The 24602-nt window shown below is 59.8% G+C and carries 18 protein-coding genes; 12 read left to right on the top strand and 6 right to left on the bottom strand.

Annotated features, from left to right (window positions below):
- Positions 1-77 precede the first annotated feature (77 nt).
- The 10 genes from PMI31_RS08045 to PMI31_RS08005 all read left to right on the top strand — a co-directional run bounded on the left by PMI31_RS08045 (position 78) and on the right by PMI31_RS08005 (position 11115).
- On the top strand, positions 78-539 hold the full coding sequence (locus PMI31_RS08045; RefSeq protein WP_008017394.1) for an Lrp/AsnC family transcriptional regulator: 462 nt from the start codon (positions 78-80) through the stop codon (positions 537-539).
- Positions 540-826: 287 nt separating this feature from the next.
- On the top strand, positions 827-2509 hold the full coding sequence (locus PMI31_RS08040; RefSeq protein ID WP_008017393.1) for a flavin monoamine oxidase family protein: 1683 nt from the start codon (positions 827-829) through the stop codon (positions 2507-2509).
- 12 nt (positions 2510-2521) lie between these two features.
- Positions 2522-3316, top strand: a complete 795-nt coding sequence (locus PMI31_RS08035; protein WP_008017392.1) for a carbon-nitrogen hydrolase family protein — start codon at positions 2522-2524, stop codon at positions 3314-3316.
- Between the two features lie 48 nt (positions 3317-3364).
- A complete protein-coding gene (gene pqqF, locus PMI31_RS08030; RefSeq protein ID WP_008017391.1) occupies positions 3365-5794 on the top strand; it encodes a pyrroloquinoline quinone biosynthesis protein PqqF in 2430 nt (809 codons plus the stop codon).
- Positions 5795-5952: 158 nt separating this feature from the next.
- Entirely contained in the window at positions 5953-6027 is a 75-nt protein-coding gene (gene pqqA / locus PMI31_RS29825) for a pyrroloquinoline quinone precursor peptide PqqA (RefSeq protein ID WP_003444522.1), read from the top strand.
- Positions 6028-6108: 81 nt separating this feature from the next.
- Positions 6109-7020, top strand: coding sequence for a pyrroloquinoline quinone biosynthesis protein PqqB (pqqB, locus tag PMI31_RS08025; protein WP_008017389.1), 912 nt, complete (start codon positions 6109-6111; stop codon positions 7018-7020).
- 134 nt (positions 7021-7154) lie between these two features.
- Entirely contained in the window at positions 7155-7907 is a 753-nt protein-coding gene (gene pqqC / locus PMI31_RS08020; protein WP_008017388.1) for a pyrroloquinoline-quinone synthase PqqC, read from the top strand.
- A complete protein-coding gene (pqqD, locus tag PMI31_RS08015; protein ID WP_008017387.1) occupies positions 7904-8179 on the top strand; it encodes a pyrroloquinoline quinone biosynthesis peptide chaperone PqqD in 276 nt (91 codons plus the stop codon). Before pqqC ends, pqqD begins: the two co-directional genes overlap by 4 nt.
- Positions 8151-9323: a pyrroloquinoline quinone biosynthesis protein PqqE gene (gene pqqE / locus PMI31_RS08010; protein ID WP_008017386.1), complete on the top strand. Its 1173-nt coding sequence runs from the start codon at positions 8151-8153 to the stop codon at positions 9321-9323. The genes pqqD and pqqE overlap by 29 nt, the downstream gene beginning before the upstream one ends.
- Positions 9289-11115 (top strand): S9 family peptidase, encoded by a 1827-nt coding sequence (locus PMI31_RS08005; protein ID WP_008017385.1) that lies wholly within the window; start codon positions 9289-9291, stop codon positions 11113-11115. The genes pqqE and PMI31_RS08005 overlap by 35 nt, the downstream gene beginning before the upstream one ends.
- 104 nt (positions 11116-11219) lie before the next feature.
- On the opposite strand, the gene PMI31_RS29820 is transcribed toward PMI31_RS08005, so the two are convergent.
- Both PMI31_RS29820 and PMI31_RS07995 read right to left on the bottom strand, forming a co-directional pair.
- Positions 11220-11378 (bottom strand): YqaE/Pmp3 family membrane protein, encoded by a 159-nt coding sequence (locus tag PMI31_RS29820; RefSeq protein ID WP_003228885.1) that lies wholly within the window; start codon positions 11376-11378, stop codon positions 11220-11222.
- A 206-nt stretch (positions 11379-11584) separates the two neighbouring features.
- Positions 11585-12868, bottom strand: a complete 1284-nt coding sequence (locus PMI31_RS07995) for an aspartate aminotransferase family protein (protein WP_008017384.1) — start codon at positions 12866-12868, stop codon at positions 11585-11587.
- A gap of 169 nt (positions 12869-13037) precedes the next feature.
- Here PMI31_RS07995 and PMI31_RS07990 point away from each other — a divergent pair, with 169 nt between their 5' ends.
- The gene (locus PMI31_RS07990; RefSeq protein ID WP_008017383.1) at positions 13038-13967 is read left to right on the top strand and encodes a LysR family transcriptional regulator; all 930 of its coding nucleotides are present in this window, start codon (positions 13038-13040) and stop codon (positions 13965-13967) included.
- A gap of 227 nt (positions 13968-14194) precedes the next feature.
- Here PMI31_RS07990 and PMI31_RS07985 read toward each other — a convergent pair whose 3' ends face one another.
- The 4 genes from PMI31_RS07985 to PMI31_RS07970 all read right to left on the bottom strand — a co-directional run bounded on the left by PMI31_RS07985 (position 14195) and on the right by PMI31_RS07970 (position 21688).
- Positions 14195-15973 carry an acyl-CoA dehydrogenase C-terminal domain-containing protein gene (locus tag PMI31_RS07985; protein ID WP_008017381.1) on the bottom strand — a complete coding sequence of 593 codons (1779 nt, stop codon included), beginning with the start codon at positions 15971-15973 and terminating at the stop codon, positions 14195-14197.
- 247 nt (positions 15974-16220) lie between these two features.
- Complete coding sequence (locus PMI31_RS07980; protein ID WP_008017380.1) at positions 16221-18017, bottom strand: acyl-CoA dehydrogenase C-terminal domain-containing protein; 1797 nt, start codon at positions 18015-18017, stop codon at positions 16221-16223.
- 85 nt (positions 18018-18102) lie between these two features.
- Entirely contained in the window at positions 18103-19395 is a 1293-nt protein-coding gene (locus tag PMI31_RS07975; protein WP_008017379.1) for a GGDEF domain-containing protein, read from the bottom strand.
- 151 nt (positions 19396-19546) lie between these two features.
- Complete coding sequence (locus PMI31_RS07970) at positions 19547-21688, bottom strand: cytochrome-c peroxidase (protein ID WP_008017376.1); 2142 nt, start codon at positions 21686-21688, stop codon at positions 19547-19549.
- A gap of 1107 nt (positions 21689-22795) precedes the next feature.
- Between PMI31_RS07970 and PMI31_RS07965 the strand changes: the two genes are divergently transcribed.
- A complete protein-coding gene (locus PMI31_RS07965; RefSeq protein WP_008017374.1) occupies positions 22796-24535 on the top strand; it encodes a hypothetical protein in 1740 nt (579 codons plus the stop codon).
- The last annotated feature ends 67 nt before the right edge of the window (positions 24536-24602 follow it).

The raw sequence follows: 24602 nt of genomic DNA, 5'->3' as shown, positions 1-24602 counted from the left end.
ATATCCGCCGCGAGCGCTGCGCCGGATGTGCCTGTAACATGCTTGGCCATTGATCCGTACCGTTGGAGACAGCCCCTTTGCCTGACATTCGCCCGCCCGTTCTCGATGAAATCGACCGCCAGTTGATTGCCGCCCTGCAGATCAACGCTCGCGAGAGCGTGGCCATGCTTGCCCGGCATCTGGGCATCGCTCGCACCACGGTCACCTCGCGCCTGGCTCGGCTGGAAAAGGCCAAAGTGATCACCGGTTACGGCGTGCGCCTCGGGCAGCGAGTGGTGGATGGCGGGTTGCAGGCGTATGTCGGGATCACTGTGCAACCGCGTTCCGGCAAGGAGGTGTTGCGGCGCCTGAGCGCGATGGCGCAGGTGCAACAACTGTGTGCGGTAAGTGGCGAATTTGATTATGTGGCGTGGTTGCGCACTGACTCGCCGGAGCAGCTGGATCAGTTGCTGGATCAGATTGGCAGTGTGGATGGGGTGGAGAAGACTACGACTTCGATCATCTTGAGCAGCAAGATTGATCGGGGGCAGCCGGTTTGAGGTTTTTCCGGTGGTCTTGGGTGTCTGACAGGCCTGCAAAAACCTGTACGAGCTGGCTTGCCAGCGAAGGCGTCAGAACCATCAACACAAAATTCAACGGCCTCTTCGCTGGCAAGCCAGCTCCTACAGTGGGCAGTGTGCGCAATTTTATTGTCATATTGACCAGTAAAATTGCAAAACGACGACACTTTGCGTCTTATTAACGTGTTCCGTGCTCTCTAGAATGGCCGGCATCTTTTCCTATACTCAGATGCGCATTCCGCGTCGGGTCGCCAGCAAGGTCAGTCATGAACAAGAACAATCGCCATCCTGCAGACGGTAAAAAACCAGTCACCATTTTCGGCCCGGACTTTCCCTTCGCCTTCGACGACTGGATCGAACACCCGGCTGGCCTGGGCAGCATTCCCGAGCACAATCACGGCGCCGAGGTGGCGATTGTCGGCGCCGGTATCGCAGGGCTGGTGGCCGCATACGAACTGATGAAGCTTGGCCTCAAACCAGTGGTCTATGAGGCCTCGAAGCTGGGCGGCCGCCTGCGCTCCCAGGCGTTCAACGGCACCGATGGCATTGTCGCGGAGTTGGGTGGCATGCGTTTTCCGGTGTCGTCCACCGCGTTCTATCACTACGTCGACAAGCTGGGTCTTGAGACCAAACCCTTCCCCAACCCGCTGACACCTGCTTCCGGCAGCACCGTCATCGATCTGGAAGGCAAAACCCATTACGCACAGAAATTGGCGGATCTTCCTGCACTCTTTCAGGAAGTGGCTGACGCCTGGGCCGACGCCCTGGAGGCCGGTTCACAATTCTCCGATATCCAGCAAGCCATCCGCGACCGCGACGTGCCGCGCCTCAAGGAGCTGTGGAATACCCTCGTTCCGCTGTGGGACGACCGCACCTTCTACGATTTCGTCGCCACCTCCAAAGCCTTCGCGAAGTTGTCGTTCCATCACCGCGAAGTGTTCGGTCAGGTCGGCTTCGGCACAGGCGGCTGGGACTCCGATTTCCCGAACTCGATGCTGGAAATCTTCCGCGTGGTGATGACCAACTGTGACGATCACCAGCATTTGGTGGTCGGTGGCGTGGAACAAGTCCCGCAAGGCATCTGGCGCCATGTACCGGAACGCTGCGTGCATTGGCCGCAAGGCACCAGTCTCAAGTCGCTGCACAATGGCGCTCCACGCTCCGGGGTGAAGAAAATCGCCCACGCGCCGGATGGCCGTTTTGCAGTCACCGACAACAACGGTGACACCCGCGAATACGCCGCGGTGCTGACCACCTGCCAAAGCTGGCTGCTGACCACCCAGATCGAATGCGACGAAACCCTGTTTTCGCAAAAGATGTGGATGGCCCTGGACCGCACCCGCTACATGCAGTCGTCGAAAACCTTCGTGATGGTCGACCGCCCGTTCTGGAAGGACAAGGACCCGGAAACCGGCCGCGACCTGATGAGCATGACCCTCACCGATCGCCTGACTCGCGGCACCTACCTGTTCGACAACGGCGACGACAAGCCGGGGGTGATTTGCCTGTCGTACTCGTGGATGAGCGACGCGCTGAAAATGCTCCCGCACCCAGTGGAAAAACGCGTGAAACTGGCGCTGGATGCATTGAAAAAGATCTACCCGAAAGTCGACATCGCCGCGCGGATCATCGGCGATCCGATTACCGTGTCCTGGGAAGCCGACCCACATTTCCTCGGTGCGTTCAAAGGCGCCCTGCCCGGCCACTACCGCTACAACCAGCGCATGTACGCGCACTTCATGCAGGACGACATGCCGCCCGAGCAGCGCGGGATCTTCATTGCCGGCGACGACGTTTCGTGGACGCCGGCCTGGGTTGAGGGCGCGGTGCAGACGTCGCTCAATGCGGTGTGGGGCATCATGAAGCACTTCGGCGGTGCAACTCACGCCGAGAATCCGGGTCCAGGAGATGTGTTCAAAGAGATCGGTCCGATCGCCCTGCCCGAGTAAGAGGAATCCGAAATGCGCGTAGCCCTTTACCAATGTCCGCCGCTGCCTCTGGATGTCGCCGGCAACCTGCAACGCTTGCAGCAGCTTGCTCTGGAAGCCAAAGGTGCGGACCTGCTGGTGCTGCCGGAGATGTTCCTGACCGGCTACAACATCGGCCTCGATGCCGTCAGTGTGCTGGCTGAGGTGTACAACGGTGAGTCGGCGCAGCAGATCGCGCGCATTGCCAAGGCGACCGGGATCGCCATCTTGTATGGCTACCCGGAGCGCACCGCCGACGGGCAGATCTACAACGCCGTGCAGTTGATCGACTCTAACGGCGAGCGCATCTGCAATTACCGCAAGACCCATCTGTTCGGCGAACTGGATCACTCGATGTTCAGCGCAGGTTCCGACGAGTTTCCCATCGTTGAGCTCAACGGCTGGAAGCTCGGTTTCCTGATCTGCTACGACCTGGAATTTCCGGAAAACGCCCGACGCCTGGCCCTGGCCGGTGCCGAGCTGATCCTGGTGCCGACCGCGAACATGATCCCGTTCGATTTCGTCGCCGATGTCACCGTGCGCTCCCGCGCCTTCGAAAACCAATGCTATGTGGCTTACGCCAACTACTGCGGCCATGAAGGCGACATCCACTATTGCGGTCAAAGCAGCATCGCCGCACCGGATGGCAGCCGCATCGCTCAGGCAGGCCTTGATGAAGCCTTGATTGTCGGTGAGTTGGATCGTCAGTTGATGCTCGACTCCCGTGCCGCCAATCGTTACTTCCTTGATCGCCGCCCAGAGCTTTACGGCGACCTGAACAAGCGCTAGTCCACTGTAATCCGCTAGCATTGGCACTTCACTGTTCTGGAAGTGCCCATGCCCGCGCTGATTTCCCTTCGCCCCCACACTGAAACCCTGGCCAATGGTCTGCGGGTGACCCTGCGTCATGCCCCGAACCTGAAACGCTGCGCAGCTGCGTTGCGGGTCGCTGTGGGCAGCCATGATGTGCCCCTGGCGTGGCCCGGCCTTGCGCACTTTCTTGAGCATCTTTTATTTCTGGGGACTGAGCGTTTTCCCGCAGGGCAAGGGTTGATGGCCTACGTCCAGCGTCATGGCGGGCAAGTGAATGCGCGGACCAGCGAACGCACCACGGACTACTTTTTCGAACTGCCGCCCCAAGCGTTTGCCGGTGGGCTGGAGCGTCTGTCAGACATGCTCGCCCATCCGCGTATGAATCCGGACGACCAGCAGCGGGAACGGGAAGTGTTGCAGGCGGAATTTGTCGCCTGGTCGCAGGACGTCGCAGCGCAGCAACAGTCTTCTTTGTTCAGCGGGCTTGGCGAGGCTCATCCATTGCGGGGTTTTCATGCCGGCAATCGTGACAGTCTGCCGTTGCAGCAACCCGAGTTTCAGCAGGCCCTGCAGGACTTTTATCAGCGGTTTTACCAGACCGGGCAAATGACCTTGAGCCTGGTCGGGCCGCAGAGCCTCGATGAACTGAGAACGATGGCCGAAACCTTTGGCAGTGTCATTGCCAAAGGCGAAACAGTCACTCAACAGTCCCCAGTGCCGCTGATGGACGTCTCGGCCAACAGTTATCAACAGGCTGGCAAGCGGCGTCTGGATCTGTTGTTTGCCCTTGAAGCCCTGCCCGAATTCTCTGCCGAAGCGCTGGCGTTCCTGTGCCACTGGCTGAACAGGGCAAAACCCGGCGGCTTGTTGGCGGACCTGCGCGAACGCGGGCTGGCCGATCAGCTGAAGGCCCAGCCGCTGTACCAGTTCGCCGCTCAAGCCTTGCTGCATATTGAATTCACCCTGCCCGCCGCGTCCCCGGCAACAGGGATCCGCGAACGCCTGATGGACTGGCTTGGCTTCTTTGCCGAACAAGACTGGCGCCCTTTGCGCAAAGAATACACAACCCTGCTCCAATGCCAGCAGCAAGTCAGCAGCGCCTTGCAACTGGCCCGACTGGACAGCGAACAACGTGAAGTCGGGCTATCCGAGCCGGGCGTTACAGCCCTCAAACAGATCCTCAAACAAATCGGCGCTGTGGATAACTTCAGCGGCCCATGGCAGTTTCCGACACCTAACCCGTTCTTGCGCTCCGAAGCACCGGCACCCAACGCCGGATTGATTCGCGGCCAGACCAGTGCCCACCGTGGCCTGCGCACGTTTGCCCAGGACCGTTCGCGCAGCCGTCGTGAACGTTCGCCGATGCAATTCAGCCAGGCATTCCCGGACAACGCTGTTGAGGGTGCGATCTATCTGCGCTGGCGTCTGGGCTCGGCTCCCGGCAGCCTCCTTCAATCACGGCTGGAAAACCACCTGCAACCGTTGCGCGAAGACGCGCGTCAGGCCGGTGTGGATTTTGCCTTCAGTGCGTCGGGCAACGAATGGCTGCTGCAACTGAACGGGCTACAGGAGCCGATGCCCAGCGTCCTGGAGCACGCGCTGAAAGAACTTACACAACCTGATACCGCTGTCTCACAAGCCGAACCGACGAGCGTGGCGCCAATACCGATTCGGCAACTGCTCAAGGCATTGCCCGATCATTGCCTTGAGCACACCGCGAACTCGGATGACTTGCAGCAACTCTGGTCGAGTGCGCGATGGGATGGGCTGGCCATCGGCTTATCGGCTCAGACTCAAGCGGCCATGGGGCTGGCCCTGAGCCGCGTACCCGGCACGCCGGACAATCAACTGACGCCACCCGCTTCGATCCATTCACAACGTCTGTGGAGCCATGTCGATACCGCCTCCAGCGAGCACGCACTGCTGCTGTTCTGTCCGACAGCCACCCAGGCGATAGCCGACGAAGCCGCGTGGCGTTTGCTCGCTCACCTCTCCCAGACGCCGTTCTACCAGCGCCTGCGGGTGGAGTTGCAATTGGGTTATGCGGTGTTCAGCGCCCTGCGGCAGATTCACGGGCAAACCGGGCTGCTGTTCGGTGTGCAATCGCCAAGCGTTGCGCCGATGCAGCTGCTGCAACACATCGAGCAATTCCTGAATCGATTACCGGACCTGATCCAAGCGCTCGACGACAGCACTTTCAACGCTCATCGCCAGGCTCTGGCGGATCAATTTTCCAGCGCCGCACTCACCACCGCTCAAGCGGCCGAATTGCTCTGGCAGGGCAAGCTGGCCGGCCGTTCGTCGGAATATCTGACGCAATTGCCCCAAGCCATTGTGCAAGTTGACCGGGCCGCTCTACTGGCTGCGGCCCGACGCCTGAATCAGGCCGAGGGCGGCTGGCGTGGCCTGGCCAGTGCCGCCAGCCCGGGTGAGCCGTGGCAAGCGGCAAAATGATCCTTACCGGGGCTGCAAGGAGCTTTCTCAAAGTTTCACGGGCAATCTCTTTGAAATTTTGAGTAACATAGCAACCTAACTATCTGGAACATCTCTGACTTGAGGTGGACTATACCTGTAGATAGCGCTATCCCACCCTAACTGAAGGAGTTCGATTTATGGCCTGGACCAAACCTGCTTACACCGACCTGCGTATCGGCTTTGAAGTCACCATGTACTTCGCAAGCCGCTAATCTCAGCTTTGGCAGAGATGCAGCACAACGCCTCGGTTATCCGAGGCGTTTTATTTTCAGCGTTGAAATGATGGAGCGCCCATGTTTGTCCAGATTCTAGGTTCCGCTGCCGGCGGCGGTTTTCCCCAGTGGAACTGCAACTGCGTGAACTGCGCAGGCTTTCGCGACGGTAGCCTGCGGGCCAAGGCGCGGACGCAATCGTCCATCGCGATTTCCGATGACGGCGTGAACTGGGTGCTGTGCAACACCTCCCCGGACATCCGCGCCCAACTCCAGAGCTTCGCCCCGATGCAGCCGGGCCGTGCCCTGCGCGATACCGGGATCGGCGCGATCATCCTGATGGACAGCCAGATCGACCACACCACCGGCCTGCTCATGCTGCGTGAAGGGTGCCCGCATCAGGTCTGGTGCACCGACATGGTCTACGAAGACCTGAGCAGCGGTTTTCCGCTGTTCACCATGCTGACTCACTGGAACGGCGGGCTGAACTGGAACCGCATCGAACTCGATCAAAGCTTCAGCATCCCGGCCTGCCCGAGCCTGCGCTTCACCCCGCTGCCTTTGCGCAGCGCCGCGCCGCCGTACTCGCCGCACCGCTTCGACCCCCATCCGGGCGACAACATCGGCCTGATAGTCGAAGATCTCAATACCGGCGGCAAGCTGTTCTATGCACCGGGATTAGGCAAGGTGGATGCGCCGCTGCTGGAGATCATGGCCGGCAGCGATTGCCTGTTGGTCGACGGCACCTTGTGGGATGACGATGAAATGCAGCGGCGCGGCGTCGGCACCCGCACCGGCCGGGAGATGGGCCATCTGGCGCAAAACGGCCCCGGTGGCATGCTCGAAGTGCTTGAGCAACTGCCCGAACAGCGCAAGGTGCTTATCCACATCAACAACACCAACCCGATTCTCGATGAGGATTCACCGCAGCGGGCGGAGCTGGATCGGCGCCAGGTTGAAGTGGCGTATGACGGCATGAGTATTGTGCTGTAGCAGAGGGCCCCATCGCTGGCAAGCCAGCTCCCACAGGTGTTGTGTACGCCACAGATCCTTGTGGGAGCGGGCTTGCCCGCGATGACGTCCGCCCAGACACCCAGGATTCCACCGGCCGTACCCGGAGAAAAGCAATGACCGACACCCCAATGTCCCCCGCCGAATTCGAAGCGGCCCTGCGCGCCAAGGGCGCCTATTACCACATCCATCACCCCTTTCACGTGGCGATGTACGAAGGCCGGGCGAGCCGTGAGCAGATCCAGGGCTGGGTCGCCAACCGTTTCTACTATCAGGTGAACATCCCCCTGAAGGACGCGGCCATTCTGGCTAATTGCCCGGACCGCGAAATTCGCCGTGAGTGGATTCAGCGCCTGCTCGACCACGACGGTGCGCCCGGTGAAGACGGCGGCATCGAAGCCTGGCTGCGCCTGGGCCAGGCCGTGGGTCTCGACCCGGACCAACTGCGTTCCCAGGAGCTGGTGCTGCCCGGCGTGCGCTTCGCCGTGGACGCCTACGTCAACTTCGCGCGCCGCGCCCGCTGGCAGGAAGCCGCCAGCAGCTCGCTGACCGAACTGTTCGCCCCGCAAATCCACCAATCGCGCCTGGACAGCTGGCCACAGCACTATCCGTGGATCGATCCGGCCGGCTACGAATATTTCCGCACGCGCCTGGGCCAGGCACGGCGTGATGTCGAGCACGGTCTGGCGATCACCCTGCAGCACTACACCACCCGCGAAGGCCAGGAGCGCATGCTGGAAATTCTCCAGTTCAAACTGGACATTCTTTGGAGCATGCTCGATGCCATGAGCATGGCCTACGAACTGAAACGCCCGCCGTATCACAGCGTGACCGCGGAACGGGTCTGGCACAAAGGAATCACCTTATGAGTTTCGATCGCAGCAAGACCCCGACCTGGCGCCCCGGCTACCGCTTCCAGTACGAGCCGGCGCAAAAAGGCCACGTGCTGCTGTACCCGGAAGGCATGATCAAGCTCAACGAAAGTGCCGCGCTGATCGGTGGTCTGATTGACGGACAACGGGATGTCGCGGCGATCATCAATGAGCTCGACCAACAGTTCCCCGGCGTGCCCGAACTCGGTGACGACATCGAGCAATTCATGGAGGTGGCCCGTGCGCAGCACTGGATCGAACTTGCCTGATGCATCGGTGCAAGTACCGCCCACTCCTGAAGTCGGCCTGCCGCTGTGGCTGCTGGCCGAGCTGACCTATCGCTGTCCGCTGCAATGCCCCTACTGCTCCAATCCGCTGGATTTCGCCGAGCAAGGCCAGGAGCTGAGCACCGCACAGTGGATCAAGGTGTTCCGCGAAGCGCGGGAAATGGGCGCGGCGCAACTGGGCTTTTCCGGTGGCGAACCGCTGGTGCGCCAGGACCTCGCCGAGCTGATTGCCGAAGCCCGCAAACTGGGTTTCTACACCAACCTGATCACCTCCGGAATCGGCCTGACCGAGCAGAAAATCAGCGACTTCAAGCAGGCCGGCCTCGATCACATCCAGATCAGTTTCCAGGCCAGCGACGAGCAGGTGAACAATCTGCTGGCCGGTTCGAAAAAGGCCTTTGCGCAGAAACTGGAAATGGCCCGGGCGGTGAAGGCCCACGGTTATCCGATGGTGCTGAACTTCGTCACCCATCGGCACAACATCGACCAGATCGACCGCATCATCGAGCTGTGCATCGCGCTGGAAGCGGACTTTGTCGAGCTCGCCACTTGCCAGTTCTACGGCTGGGCGCAGCTCAATCGCGTCGGGCTGTTGCCGACCAAGGAACAGCTTGTCCGTGCAGAGCGCATCACCAATGAATACCGCGCCAGACTGGAAGCCGAAGGGCACCCGTGCAAGCTGATTTTCGTCACCCCGGACTATTACGAAGAGCGCCCGAAAGCCTGCATGAATGGCTGGGGCAGTATTTTTCTGACGGTCACGCCAGACGGAACCGCCCTGCCCTGTCACGGCGCCCGACAGCTGCCGGTACAGTTTCCCAACGTGCGCGACCACAGCATGCAACACATCTGGTACGACTCGTTCGGCTTCAACCGCTTTCGTGGTTATGACTGGATGCCCGAACCGTGCCGCTCCTGTGACGAGAAAGAAAAAGACTTCGGCGGCTGCCGCTGCCAGGCGTTCATGCTCACCGGCGATGCCAGCAACGCCGACCCGGTGTGCAGCAAGTCGCCACAACACGGCGTGATCCTCAAGGCTCGCGAAGAAGCCGAACACGCGACCCAGACCATTGACCAACTGGCCTTTCGCAATGAACGAAACTCACGCCTCATCGCCAAAAGCTGAACCTCTCAGCGCTGCCAAAGCCGTCGCGGCCGGTATCGACTTTGCCGAACTGCAGGTCGGTCGACAGGGCCTGTTCTGGAACGAGTACCGCCCCGAAGACGCGGCGTGCCGGATCTGGCATTGGCATGACGGCGCAGCGAAATGCCTGACGCCACCGGGCTTCAGCGTGCGTAGTCGTGTGTACGAATATGGCGGTGGAGCGTTTTGTCTGACGGACGACGGTATCGTTTTCGTCAACGAGGCCGACCAGCAATTATATCGGCAAACACTGCAAGGCGAAGCGCCCGAAAGGCTGACGTCCGGGGTGTGCCGTTACGGCGATCTGCAATGTGCCGAAGGGCAGGTGCTGGCGGTCGAGGAGCTTCGCGATCAACACCGACTGGTGGCGATCGATCTGAAGGATGGCGCACGTCATCTGCTGGCCGAAGGTGCTGACTTCTACGCCGCGCCGACGCTGAGCCCGGATGACCGGCGCCTGGCCTGGATCGAATGGAATCACCCGGATCAGCCGTGGACTGCAACCCGCTTGATGGTTGCCGAGCGCCATGCCAATGGCGGATTTGCCGAGGCGCGTTGTGTGGCGGGCGACGGCGCTCAAGAGTCTGTGCAACAACCACGGTTTGATGCCGGCGGTCGCTTGTATTGCCTGACGGATCGCGCGGGTTACTGGCAGCCTTGGAGGGAGTCCGGAAACGGCCTTAGCCCATTACCATGTGTCACCGCCGATCATGGCCCCGCACCGTGGCAACTCGGCGGCTGCACCTGGTTGCCGCTGAGCGAAGAAAGCTATCTGGCCAGCTGGACCGAATGCGGGTTTGGTCGATTGGGCATAGGCGGCGACTACAGCGTCGATTTCACCGGCGGCTACAGCCGCTTCCGCCATCTCGCCGTGGATGAGCAGCTCATCTATTGCATCGCCGCGTCACCCGTCAGTTCAACCGCTGTCATCGCCATCGACCGTCAGAGCCGGCAAGTGAAGGTATTGGCCGGCGGCATCGCACCACTTCCTCCCGAACAGATCAGCCGCCCGCAAACCTTGCGCTACCCAAGTGGCTCAGGCGAAGCGCACGGTTTCTTCTACCCGGCGATGACCGGCGAGGCGAAACCACCATTGGTGGTGTTCATCCATGGCGGACCGACGTCGGCGTGCTACCCGATGCTCGATCCGCGTATCCAGTTTTGGGCCCAGCGGGGCTTCGCCGTAGCCGACCTCAACTATCGCGGCAGCAGCGGTTATGGCCGGACCTATCGCCAGGCACTGCACCTGAGTTGGGGCGATGTGGATGTGCAAGACGCCTGCGCCGTGGTCGGTTATCTCAACGAACGCGGCTTGATCGACGCCGACAAGACCTTCATCCGCGGCGGCAGCGCCGGTGGCTACACCACCCTTTGTGCCTTGGCCTTTCACAACGTGTTCCGCGCCGGCGCCAGTCTGTATGGGGTCAGCGACCCGGTGGCGCTGGGGCGCGCGACCCACAAATTCGAAAGCGACTATCTGGATTGGCTGATCGGCGATCCGCAGCTGGATGCCGAACGCTACGCGGCCCGCACGCCGCTGCTGCATGCCAGCAACATCCGCGTGCCGATGATCTTCTTTCAAGGAGAACTGGATGCCGTGGTCGTCCCGCAACAGACCCGCGACATGGTCTCGGCACTGCAGGACAACGGCATCCTGGTCGAAGCGCATTACTACGCCGACGAACGCCACGGCTTTCGCAAGGCCGGTAATCAGGCCCATGCGCTGGAGCAGGAATGGCTTTTTTATCGAAGGGTGATGGAGCACGCCAGCTGAAATCGGCGGTGCTCCAATCGCTGGCAAGCCAGCTCCTACACAATGGTGATCTCCTGTAGGAGCTGGCTTGCCAGCGAAAGCGATCTATCTATTGCCACAAAAACTCAGCGCTTGGCGATGATGTAAACCGCATGCACGATCCCCGGAATGTACCCGCACAACGTCAGCAGAATATTCAGCCAGAACGCTCCGCCGAATCCTACTTGCAGAAACACACCGAGTGGCGGCAACAGGATGGCGATGATGATGCGAATAAAGTCCATGGGGGCAGCTCCTGATTGGGGTGGGCTTGTTCGAACCCTACAGCTAATCGACCTGTGCCGTTTGTCAGGGTTCAGTCCCTCTACTCCCGAACTACGCCCCTTCATTGAATTTCGCAGACAAAAAAACGCCCCACGCCAAAAGAATCAGGCGTGAGGCGTGCGTTTTACCGCGAGACGGTTCTGGAAATTGTGCAAGGCGCGTCGGATCAGACGGCAATCCCCTTGCGGCACTGCAATTGCGCGGTGCGTACTCGGGAGAAGGCGCGTGCCAGGCGCAGGAGCATTTCATCGATGTTGGCGTTGCTGACATTCAGCGCCGGGGTAAAGCGCAGGCAATCGGGTTGCGGGGCATTGAGCAGCAAGCCTTCGTACAGCGCGGCCTTGACCACCGCGTCAGCGGAGTCGTCCGACAGCGTCAGCCCCCATAGCAGTCCTTGTCCGCGCAACTCGCCGTGACCGTAACGATGGGCCAGACGCCCCAACCCCTCACGCAGGTGTTGACCGGTTTCTGCGACGTGCGTGAGGAAAGCCTTGTCCTGCACCGTAGCGAGTACCGAAAGTCCTGCGGCGGTCATCAACGCATTGCCGTGATGGGTACCGGTCACTTCGCCAATGTCGAAACAGCAAGCCTTGCCCCGCGCCAGCAACGCGGCCATTGGCACGCCGCCACCCAACCCTTTGCCGAGCACGACGATATCCGCCGTTACGCCATAGGACTGTTCCGCGAGCAAGGTGCCACAACGACCAATGCCGGTTTGCACTTCGTCGAAGATCAGCAAAATGCCGAGCTCACGGCATAGGCGTTCGACACCCTTGAGGTAGTGTGCGGTGGCCGGAATCACGCCGGCTTCGCTCTGGATCGGCTCGAGCATGATCGCTACGGTCCGCTCATCCACAGCCGCATGCAAGGCCGGAAGGTCATTGAACGGGACATGGCTGAAACCCGGCAGTTGCGGCTCGAACCGGTTGATCAATGTCGAACTGTCCGACGCCGAAATCGTTGCCAGGCTCCGGCCATGGCAACCGTTGTTGGCCACAATGATTCGCGACGCACCGCCGCGATGCTGCTGGCCCCATTTGCGCGCCAGTTTGATCGCTGCCTCACAGGCTTCGCTGCCGGTATTGAGCAGGTAGGCCTGATCACTGCCGGTGCTGGCACACAGATGTTCAGCGAGGCTGAGCATGCCGCGGTTATGCAGGCCGAACCCCGGATTGATCAGCGACTGAGCCTGGGCAGTGATTGCATTGACCAGTACCGATGGGCTGTGACCAAGGCTATTGGCCCCGCCACCCTGGGAAAAATCCAGATACGCACGGTCATCGCTGTCCCACAACCATGAGCCCTGGCCACGCACAAACACCTGTTTCGGCCGCTCGACACTGGGCATCAAGTACTCGCTGGAAAGGTTATCGCCTTGGGATGGCAGGGAGGCGTCCATGACCAGATCATCAAGACTGGGAGGACTGCGACGCAGACTGAACAGATTCATCTGAAAAAACCTCTTTTGAGGTTTTTTGCCTTACCTATGTAAACACCATCGAAACAAACGGTATTCATCGCGCTCTGTGGCCCTGTAAGCCCTGTGAATGCGGTTAGACTAGGCGCAGACGAGGTGTTCAGCCATTTCGATTTTTCAGCATTTTCAATAAGTAATACTTATGGATTTCAAGCAACTGCGTTATTTCGTCGCGGTCTATGAAGAAGGCCACGTGGGCCGGGCCGCCGAGCGCCTGTCCATCTCCCAGCCGGCGCTGTCCCAACAAATCCGCCACTTGGAACAAAACCTCGATGTGAGCCTGTTCGAGCGCAGTAGCAAACGCCTGTTGCCGACGCTCGCAGCCCACACGCTGTACAACCACGCCCTGCCTTTGCTCGATGGCCTGCAACGGGCACGGGAAGCGCTCGGTAACTTCAAGGGTCAGGCGCTGCGCACCCTGGCCATCGGTGTATTGCAGACCGTGCACACCAGCCTCGTTCCACAGATGCTCGAGCGGGTGCGCAAGGCGCAGCCGCATCTGGTGGTGCAGATCTATGAACTGACCGGCCTGGAAATCGAGCGGCGACTGCTCAACGGTTCTCTGGACATCGGCATCAGCTACCTGCCACCCCGCCAGCCTGGTTTGCATGGCGTGATGCTGTACGAAGACGAACTGACCCTGGTCATCCCGGCAGAGCATCCGCTGCGTGAATTCAAGAAAGTGTCCATGAGTCAGGCCGCCGAGCTGCCGATGTTGCTGCTGGGCGAGGAATTTCAAATAAGGCAGATCTGGCAGGCACAACTGGCCAGCCTCGGACGCCGCCCACAGGTGCAAGCCGAACTGAACAACATGGCCGGCATCCTCGACAGCCTGCCGCACACGCGCCTGGCGACGGTACTGCCCGGGCGTTCGCAAAAGACCCATGGCAACCACGAGCTGCTGTGGAAACCCCTGAGTGAACCGCGAGTGCCGCTGAAAGTCGGTTTGGTGTGTCGGGATGTGCAACGGCAGCAGACCTCGCTGGCATTGCTGCGGACATTGCTGGAAGAGGTGATAAATGGCCCGGATGTGCGCATGAACAGCGCGCAGGCCCTGGATGGGCTGAGCTAGAAACTTTTCTTTGGGCAAAAGAAAACCCCGCCGAAGCGGGGCTTTGCAGACTGTTTCCCTGACATCCATTTCACTCCGCCGTCCTGGCAGAATCCTACGTGTCCCTGTTGTTGCTTTGCGCTTCCTGCGCTACGTCCATGTAAAGTAGATTAGCTGTGGATCCAATTTGCATCTATGGGAGAACAGCAGCACGTTATGTAAGAGAATGCTTACATAACGCTACTTCATCAGAATTGTCCTGCATCCAGCAGGAACAGCGACTCACTGCCGGCCTTCACCGACGCGCTCAACGAGTGAATGCGCGGCAACAGGCGGGCAAAATAGAACCGCGCCGTGCCCAGTTTGCTGGCGTAGAAATCGTCTTGCGCTTCCTTGCCGAAAGCCGCCTTGGCCATCAGGGCCCACATGTAGGCGTAGGCCACGTAGCCGAACACCTGCAGATACTCGACCGACGCCGCGCCGATTTCGTTCGGGTTGGTTTTTACCCGGTCCAGCAACCACGCGGTCAGTTCATCGAGGGTGGTCACGGCGTCGTTCAGCGGCTTGGTGAACTCGGCGAGGTCCGCGCTGGCGGTCGCCGTGAAGTGACGAATCTCGTCGGCGAACAGCTTGTAGAACGCCCCGCCGCTGCCGACGATCTTGCGCCCGACCAGGTCCAGTGCCTGGATGCCGTTGGTGCCTTCGTAGATCTGGGTGATGCGCACGTCACGCACCAGTTGCTCCTGGCCCCACTCACGGATGTAACCGTGGCCGCCGAAGACCTGTTGGCCGTGTACGGTGGTTTCCAGACCGAGGTCGGTCAGGAACGCCTTGGCCACCGGGGTCAGCAACGCCACCAGGTCTTCCGCACGCTTGCGGGTGGCGGCATCTTCGCTGAACTTGGCGGTGTCCAGTTGCATCGCCACGTAAGTGGAGAACGCGCGGCCACCTTCGTTCGAGGCTTTCATGGTCAGCAACATGCGCCGCACGTCCGGGTGGACGATGATCGGGTCAGCCACTTTGTCCTTGTTCTGTGCGCCGGTTGGCGCACGACTTTGCAGACGGTCACGGGCGTATTCCACGGCGTTCTGGTACGAGCGCTCGCCAGTGGCCAGGCCCTGGATACCCACGCCCAGTCGCTCGTAGTTCATCATGGTGAACATCGCCGCCAGGCCTTTGTTCGGCTCACCTACCAGGTAACCCACGGCCTCGTCGAAGTTCATCACGCAGGTCGCGGACGCCTGGATGCCCATCTTGTGTTCGATCGAACCGCAATTCGCCGGGTTGCGCGCGCCCAGGCTGCCATCGGCATTGACCATGAACTTCGGCACCAGGAACAGCGAAATGCCTTTCGGACCCGCCGGTGCATCCGGCAACTTGGCCAGTACCAGGTGGATGATGTTCTCGGTCAGGTCGTGTTCGCCACCGGTGATGAAGATCTTGGTGCCGCTGACCTTGTAGGAACCGTCGGCCTGAGGCTCGGCCTTGGTGCGAATGATCCCCAGGTCGGTACCGGCGTGCGGCTCGGTCAGGCACATGGAACCGGCCCAGATGCCGGCATACATGTTCGGCAGGTACGCGGCTTTCAGCTCTTCGCTGGCGTGGGCGTTGATCGACAGGCACGCGCCGGCGGTCAGCATCGGGTACAGACCGAAGGACAGGCTGGCGGAGTTGACCATTTCTTCGACCTGGGCCGAAACGGCTTTGGGCATGCCCATGCCACCGTAGGACGGATCGCCACCGACACCGACCCAGCCACCTTCTGCGTAGGTCTGATAGGCCTGCGGGAAACCTGCCGGCGTGGTGACGGCACCGTCCGCCCAATGGCAACCTTCTTCGTCAGCGGCACGGCTCAACGGTGCGATGCTTTTGCTGGTGACTTTGCCGGCTTCTTCCAGGATGGCTTCGACCGTTTCCGCATCGACGGTCTCGGCCAGTGCAGGCAACTCGGCCCAGAGTTTGGCGACCTCGAAAACTTCATTGAGGACGAAGCGCATATCGCGCAGGGGCGCTTTGTAGTCAGCCATGGCAAACCTCGCAAGATCTATACAGGTGATTCACAGGAAGAGTGTTTTCGTTGGGTCGGAGTGTACCTCAACAACTTTTGTGACACATAGGGTCAGCTCATGACCATTTTGTTATTTTTAGTCATCGCATTTTGCATGTGTAGGAGCGAGCTTGCTCGCGAAAAACCTGAAGACGCCATCGGCATCTGGTTTTACGCGTTATCGTTCACGACCATCGCGAGCAAGCTCGCTCCTACAGAGAGAGGCGTCAGAGCGCAAATAGCTCCGCCGGCAGTTGCATCAGGCAATCGCTACCCGCTTCGATGGCCGCCCGATGAGCGGCTGTGCGTGGCAACAGGCGCTTGAAGTAAAACTCGCTGGTCGCCAGTTTTCCCCGGCAGAAATCGCCATCGCCGCTACCAGCATCGAGTTGCGCCTGAGCCACCAGCGCCATGCGCAACCACAGGTAGCCGAGGATGATATAGCCGCTGTACATCAGGTAATCCACCGACGCCGCACCGACTTCGTCAGGATTTTTCATCGCCGCCATGCCGACCCTGGTCGTCAACTCGCCCCACTGCTGGTTCAGTTGATTGAGTTGCGCCACATACCCGGCCAGTTGTGGATGCCCGGCATTCGCCACACAGAATTTATGGACGATTTTGGTGAACCCGCGCAGTAGCTTGCCCTGGCTGCCGAGTACCTTGCGCCCCAGCAAGTCCAGTGCCTGAATACCGTTGGTACCCTCATAGATCGGCGCGATCCGGCAGTCGCGCACCAACTGCTCCATACCCCATTCGCGAATGAACCCGTGGCCGCCAAACACCTGCATGCCGTGGTTGGTCACCTCCAGCCCGGTGTCAGTCATGAAGGCTTTGCAGATTGGCGTGAGGAACGCCAGCAGGTCTTCGGCATCCTGACGCGCCGTTTCATCCGGGCTCAGGTGCGCAATGTCGAGCAACTGCGCCGTGAAGTAGGTCAGCGCGCGATTGCCTTCGTTGAAGGCTTTCATCGTCAGCAACATCCGCCGCACATCAGGGTGCACGATGATCGGGTCGGCGACTTTTTCCGGCGCTTTCGGGCCGGTCAGCGCGCGCATCTGCAAACGCTCGTTGGCGTATTTGATCGCGCCCTGGAAACTTGCCTCGCCCAGACACAGCCCTTGCATGCCGGTGCCCAGCCGCGCGTGGTTCATCATGGTGAACATGCAGTTCAGGCCCTTGTTCGCTTCACCGATCAGGAAACCCTTGGCCCCGTCAAAATTCAATACGCAGGTGGCCGAGGCCTTGATGCCCATCTTGTGTTCGATGGAGCCGCAGGACACACCGTTGCGCTCGCCCGCTTCACCCATCGCATCAGGCAGGAACTTGGGCACGATGAACAACGAAATGCCCTTGGTCCCAGCCGGTGCGTCCGGCAACTTGGCCAATACCAGGTGAATGATGTTGTCGCTCATGTCGTGCTCACCGGCAGAGATGAAGATCTTGCTGCCGGAGATCGCGTAACTGCCATCGGCCTGAGGTACGGCGCGGGTCTTGATGATGCCAAGGTCGGTGCCGCAATGGGCTTCGGTCAGGCACATGGTGCCCGTCCATTGGCCAGCGGTGAGCTTCTTCAAATAGATCTGCTTCTGCTCTTCGGTACCATGGGCGTGGATCGCCGACATCGCACCGTGGGTCAGGCCGGGGTACATACCCCACGAAGTGTTGCTGGAAGCCACCATTTCGCTGATGACCAGCCCCAGAGAGCTGGGCAAACCCTGGCCGCCGTACGCTGGATCAGCCGCCAGGCCATGCCAGCCACCTTCCACATACTGTGCGAAAGCCTGCTTGAAGCCTGCAGGCGTTGTCACCACGCCATTGTCGAAATGGCAGCCTTCTTCATCGCCACTGCGGTTGAGCGGCGACAGCACGTTTTCGCAGAATTTCGCGCCTTCTTCGAGGATCGCATTGACCATGTCCGGGCTCACATCGGTGGCCCCCAGCGCAGCGTAGTTACTGTGGAAGTCGAAGACGTGGTCGATCAGAAAGCGCATGTCGCGCAAGGGAGCTTTGTACTCGGGCATGGTCATTCTCCGTCGGCAGATTTCTCCAACCTACTGCCGCCGACCACGCCTCACAATCACAGTCCAGACGCTGAATGCGTCATCATCACTCAACCGTAGCCGCGTCCATGCGCACGGCGCCACGGCGGTTCTGCCCGAACGCCATCACGCAGTTGCGCCCGGCGCCCTTGGCGCTGTAGAGCGCCTGGTCAGCGGACTTGAGCACCTCTTCCGGGGTGCGTTGATCGATCCGTTCGGCAACACCGATACTGACCGTCACCGATACACTCGACGCACCGGAACCGGCACGCCGCTGGCGCCCCTGATTATCGTCCTGCGGGCGGTTTTCCTGATTACGTAGCTGAATGTTGTAAGTGGCGATGGACTCGCGGATGGCTTCCAGGTGCGGCATGCACTCTTCGAGGGTCTTGCCTGCAAACACCAGGGCAAACTCCTCGCCGCCATAGCGATACGCCTTACCGCCACCGCCGATTTTCGCCAGCTTGCTGGCCACCAGCCGCAGCACCTGGTCGCCGACATCGTGGCCGTGGGTGTCGTTGAATTTCTTGAAGTGGTCGACGTCACTCATCGCCAACACGTAGTTGCGCCCCAACCGTTGCATGCGTTCATTCAGCGCTCGACGGCCCGGCAGCCCGGTCAGTTCGTCGCGGAAGGCCATTTGATAGGCTTCATGGGCAACGGCGGCGGCGATCATCAGCATCACCTGGCTGCACATGATGTTCAGCGTGAACGGCAGGATGAAGGTTTTCGGCAACATCCAGAACAACCCGAGCAGCCCCACCCATTGCGCGGCATGCAGCGGTCGCGGGGTACGCCAGTATTGCCAGGCCAGCAGCACAAACGCGGCAAGGAACACCGGATAGGACAACTGGATCAGGCTCATCCAGGCGCCATGCAAGGCGGGCCAGCGAATCTCCGACAACCAGATCAGCAGCGCGTGCGGATAGCTTTGCTCAAGCCCCAGCGCCACGCTGCCGACCGCCAGCAATACGGCGAAACGCGCCACCATGTCCTGGAACAGATGGGTGCGCTCCTGCCACGCCGCGAAGATGCCAAACAGCAACGGCAGCAGCAGACAACACAAATGAAAGACCACGGCGGCATCGTCGCGCACCTTGCCGTTGTCGCGGTAATAGTCAGTCTGGGTGTCGAGCAGATAGTAGGCGATGTACACCGTGACCATCAGAAACAGCTCGCGCTGACGTCGGTATACCGCGCAATAGGCGCCACCGAGCAACAACACCAGGGTGGGCAGCACGTTGAACAGCGAAGTGAAGAAGACGCTCAGATCCTTGATGTATGCAGCCGCAAGCCCCGCCAGTAACAGCAGTAATGACGGCAGGAAGTGACTGAATCGCACAGCGGAAGAACGCGGCAAGGGTAAAGCTCCGACCGGCCAAATCAATTGATGGCAATGTGCCAACCACTGTAACGGCAGAAACCCCGATTTGCTGAGTGAAATACTGTGGTATTCGTAAAAAGGCGTCACTGGCGTCCATCGGTCACCAGTGACGCAAGGGCAAAACCTGTTACAGGTCGCTGTTGAATGGCTTCAGTGGCCCTTCCAGAACAGTGCGACCTTCGGCACCGACCGCTTTGAGCTCCATGTCGGCGTCCTGCGCCTGCCGGGTAGTGATCTTCGGACTGGCCGGTTTTTGTCCGACCGAGTTTTCATCCCCCTTTTCGCCCTGGGGCAGTACCAGCGACGGATGGTCAAACGGCGCCCGTTCCCACGCAACCCGAGGATCGGTCAGGCCGACTTCCATGAATTTGACCAAGGCGTCCACTTCATCCGGGGTCAGGTTCAGCCGGGTCATGTCCGGATCGAGGTTCGAGCCGTTGTGCTGGTTGACCGCCGGGTGCTCGAAGCCGCTGGTGTTGCTGGCATCCTCGCCACGCCGGTCGCCGCCGCGGTTGTAGAACTCCATGACCTGTTGCAGCGTTGCGCGACTGCCGTTGTGGAAATACGGCCCGGTCAACGCGATATTGCGCAAGGTCGGCGTCTTGAAGGCGCCATCGACCGCGTCGCGGAAACCGACATTGGGCTTGAGCGTCGCATCACAAGGGATGGCCGGGCTCAAAGGCGCTTCGAAGGTGCACACATCAACTTCCAGCGGGTCAGGGATCTGGCCGCCCTGGAGCAGGGTGTTGTACTGGCGAGTGAAGGACAACGGATTGCCCCAGGCATCCGAGCCACCGAGCGCAAGGTCTTCCGACGTTGGACGCACCCCGGTGTTGTAGAAACCGCTGTCATACAGTGTGGTCAGGTTGTCGGCCATGACCATGCGCTCGATACGTTCCCGAGGATGGAACAGCAACCGGCTGCCGGCGTTGGTCAGCTCCGCACCACCATGGCAATTGACGCACTTGCCCTTGCCCAGGAACAGGTTCATGCCCTGGACCTGCTGGTTGTTCATGGCTGTGTGATCACCCTGCAGATAGGCATCCAGCGGCGCCTGGTCCGAGATCAGCGTGGACTCATACATCTGAATCGCCAGCCCGAAGAACAGCGGGAAGTTCGCCTCCATCTGGGTATATGGCGCGCCGCCCAGCGAGACCTGCTGCGTGGCGTTCCACAGGCGCGGCTGGAACGCGTTCTTGATCAGTTCACGGTAGGTCGGCCGATGACCACTGGATACCGGCCCAAGTACCGAATCGGTGGACGAGATCCGTTGCTGCTTGAGCATCAAGGTGTCGAGCATGCGCCGGCCGATGTCGGCGAAGGTACGCCCGCCGCAGGACATTTCCACCGGGCTGCCGGGAGGCCCTACCGCTTGCGAGGCGGCGGAAGCATCGTTGAGCGCCAGCCTGACTTTGGTCGCCACACCACTGCGATCGCTGGTCACGAAAATCCCGGCGTCAGGGTCGCGATTGCCGAACGGCGAGAAGCCATTGAAGACGTTATTGGCCCGGCCATCCCAGAAGTTGCGCACGTTGAACGCGGCGTTGATCACCGTGGGTGCGTTGCGTCCGGTGCTGCGGCGGACATTGATGCCGCCCACCTGGAAGATGCCGTCCGGTTGCTGAATGCACTTGTCGAACCGCGACTGATGAGGCTTGACGAAGTTGGCGTCGAACACGCCTTGCGAGCCGATCACATCGTCAGTCGAGTAGAGAATCGCCGAGTTGCGATCCAGCGGATCAGCCAGCACATGGGTCGGGAAATCGCCTTTCTTCAACAGATAGTTCGGACCGCCCTTGCCACCGGATCTGGTGGTGTAGGCCGGCACGTCGCCCGGGATGTCGGTGGCGGTGAACGGTTTATTGAAGATCGACGAGACGTTTGCGTTGGTGTTCGCCTGTCCAGGGTTGATCTGGTTGGTGGTGCGGTGATCGGCACCCGCGTGGAAGTGGCAGGAAGCGCAAGCGGTGGAACCATCACTGCCGATCTCCATGTCCCAGAACAGTGCCTTGCCCAGGAGTACTGCCGCCGAGCGATTGAGCACGTAGTCGGTCATCAGGTCGACTTTGCGCCCGCCTTCGGTTCCGGAAGGGTCGGGTGGTGTCAGGCCGCGCAGAGACTGCAGGCTGGGCACATCCGGTACGGCCGGAACGACCCCGACGGGGTCTGCGGCCCAAACGTTCATGACGGGCAGGCCAATGGCGAACAGTGTCATCACCATCACACGGGGCAAGCAGGTGATTCGAAAGATGCTCAAATACTTAAACATGACGACGTTCCCGATTCAGTACGGAGTAGTCAGGCTCCGCGGTTGCCCTGTTGCGAGATGAGCTCATCGCCATGAATCTTGCTGCTCGCTCGAGTAACCGCATCAACTTGAAGTTGCATGGGCAATGCGAGACCTAACTGGCAAAGCACTCTCGTGGCTCAGGCATTTTTTAAAAATGATATTTCGCGCCACTGAGTAGCGCTTGATGCAACTCTAGCTGCAACAAAATATTTCAACATGAAATTTTCAATATTTTTCATTTAAGCAAAATCAAGAAACCCTACTAATAACAGAAACTGCGCACTATTCCTCAGTTCTGGTTAAACTTCACCCCATTATTGGGTGCCATTCCCCAGACAGTCCGCACCAGGCGATCACCAACGGCCTCTCGAAGCCAGCATTTAAAGGACATCACGTCACCAGACTACGTTTTCTTGAGGCTGGCAGAGTATTTGCTAATTCAAACACCGCGCTGTAAGTTGCACTTAAAAAAACAACCGCAAATCCACATCACCAGTCATTAGAAACATCCATCAGACATATAAAATCCATTCGTGCGCAAGCTGCACTGCGCTAGCTATTGCCTTTTTATTTATACCTCCCATTCAAGGTTATTTCCTCACCACCCTCTTCAATATTCCCTCTTGCCCCTCAGACTTTAGTAGTATTTAAAAGACAACACTTCTCAACCACCACTACCGGAGACACACCTGCTAAAACTTTTTACAGCACTCCAAACTTGGGCATATATCCCCACCTACTTTGGCGCCAATCACACAACTATAACTTCGTGTATATCACCAACATCAGTGCAGCCCGCATGTTTGCTGGCTGACAAGCGTTTGTGCCAATCAGGCACGACTACTGCTATGTACCCCTCGGGCTCAAGGAAATGTCTCTCGCGATTGCATCCGGAACCGGCCCATGCAACGCATGGTTGAAAGCATCCGAGGGTGGGTGTCGATGATCTACCACCTCACCTCTCTCTGGATCGAGCCTCCCATTCGACGCGCTCACCTCTGCGCTTCTCTTGCGCGGGATTCAGCGCACTAACGGGTCTGCAAGTCGATTGACCGGTAACTGGTCCTGAAACGATTGGAGAGAACCATGACTTCATCTGCAGTACACGAAAGATCGCTCGGCATACCACCGCTCCCCGGCAAATTCGGTCGCCATACACTGCTTGCCAGTGTCGTCGCCGTTGCGCTGGCCGTTGCCGGCGGTTATGCATTTGCCCAAGGTGGAACGGCCAAACCTCCCAAGGGTGCACCCTCGCCGTTCACGACTCCCACATTACCCGACCCGGTATTCACCAACCCGAATGCGATACATGGCTTCGACGTTACCGGCTTTATCCAGAACATGACCCTGGACACCACCAATGCGAATTGCCCCAATACCAGTGACCCGGGCCGCTTTGGGGGTACCGTCCAGTTGAACGGCGTCACGATTATCGTTCCTTGCAACACCGTTATGCAGATGCCGGCCAACACTTTGACCTGGGCCGACTTCGTCAGGGGTGGAACCCTGGCGCTCGGAAAATCACCGGCGGCCTATCCCTCGTTCGAGATCCATGTGGTAGGCAATACCGTCTCCAACAAGCAGATTGCCGGGCTGATCTTTGTCTCCCAGCAATCCGTCAACGCGGGCAGCGGTGTCATCACCCGGATCGACTACACCAACGGCAACCTCGAAGTTGACAGCGGAAACCCGACGCAACCCACGATCATTCAGATCAACGATCCGAATGGCCGTTTTGGTCGCGCCCAAAGCCCCGACCCACGCTTCTCCGTCGATGATGCCAATCCGACCATCCATGCCGCCACCGGCTACCCGATGTGCGTGCCACGTACGCTCTCCGGTGACGATGCGCTCTGCCCACAGAAAAACCGGCCAAAAGTGGTCACCCCGACCACGACCAACAACTGCCGCAATTTCAGCCAGGCCGGCGTCACGCCTCCAGCCAGTGGAGAGCTCTCGGGTCCAGCGGTGGGGCAGGTCTATTGCAGCCAGTACGTCATGAAGAGATTCAGCGATGCTACACGCACGGCGACGGACCCCGACCCGACACAACAGGCACCCTTTGAAGTCGGCGACTTCATCAGCTGGTCCGGCACCCTGTTCAAGTCCGCGACAACGGGGGCCCCGGACTTCATCTCTGCGCACACGATCGAGGCTAACGTCGGGATCTACACTCAGCCTGGTTCGCAGCCCAGCTACCTGGCTATCGGGGAATTTGGCATCGGTACGGCCGACCCGGCCGCAACGGCCATCAACGGAGTAGCCCAGGAGACGCAGGACCGGATTTTCCTTGAGGCGTCGACCACCGACATCAAGACCCCGGTCGACATTTATCTGATAGATGTCAATCCATCGACGGGCGTGCAAACCAATCGCTGGGTCACACCGTACGAGATGACAGGTGAATGCAATCCTGCCCAGACCCTGCCGACCAGTTGCCTGGGGGCCTCGGGTGGTATTACCACACAGAACACGGGACCTCAGCCACAACGTGCCAGACTACGCGCAACCAAAGCGCCCACTGGACTACTTAGCCAGCCGACACGTACCTTGCGCGTCGTTGCCCGGTCACTTTGCGTTCCACAGCAAAGCTTGTCCCAGGCCGGTGTGGACGGTTGCATCCAGAATGCGGGCACGCTGACCGTCGCCAATGGACTGATTGCCGGACAGTATGTGGCGCCGGTGTTCGAGTTCATCTTTCCGGAAGGCGTCAAGCCTGGCGATCCGGTGGTGCCGAACGACTTCTGGCACCTGCCGTTCATTCGCAACGGAGAAGGCGTAGGCACTCCGACAGGTGTTGGCCCCCTGGACCCGACACCATGGTGATCAAGGCCTGAGCACAGCGCAAAAAAAACCGCCGCTCCCGGAGGAAGCGGCGGTTCTTTTGACGTTA

This window comes from Pseudomonas sp. GM55 (assembly GCF_000282395.1).
In the GTDB taxonomy this organism is placed as follows: domain Bacteria; phylum Pseudomonadota; class Gammaproteobacteria; order Pseudomonadales; family Pseudomonadaceae; genus Aquipseudomonas; species Aquipseudomonas fluorescens_CC.
The sequence above is the reverse complement of the archived record's forward strand: the minus strand, read 5'-3'. Positions and strand labels throughout refer to the sequence as shown.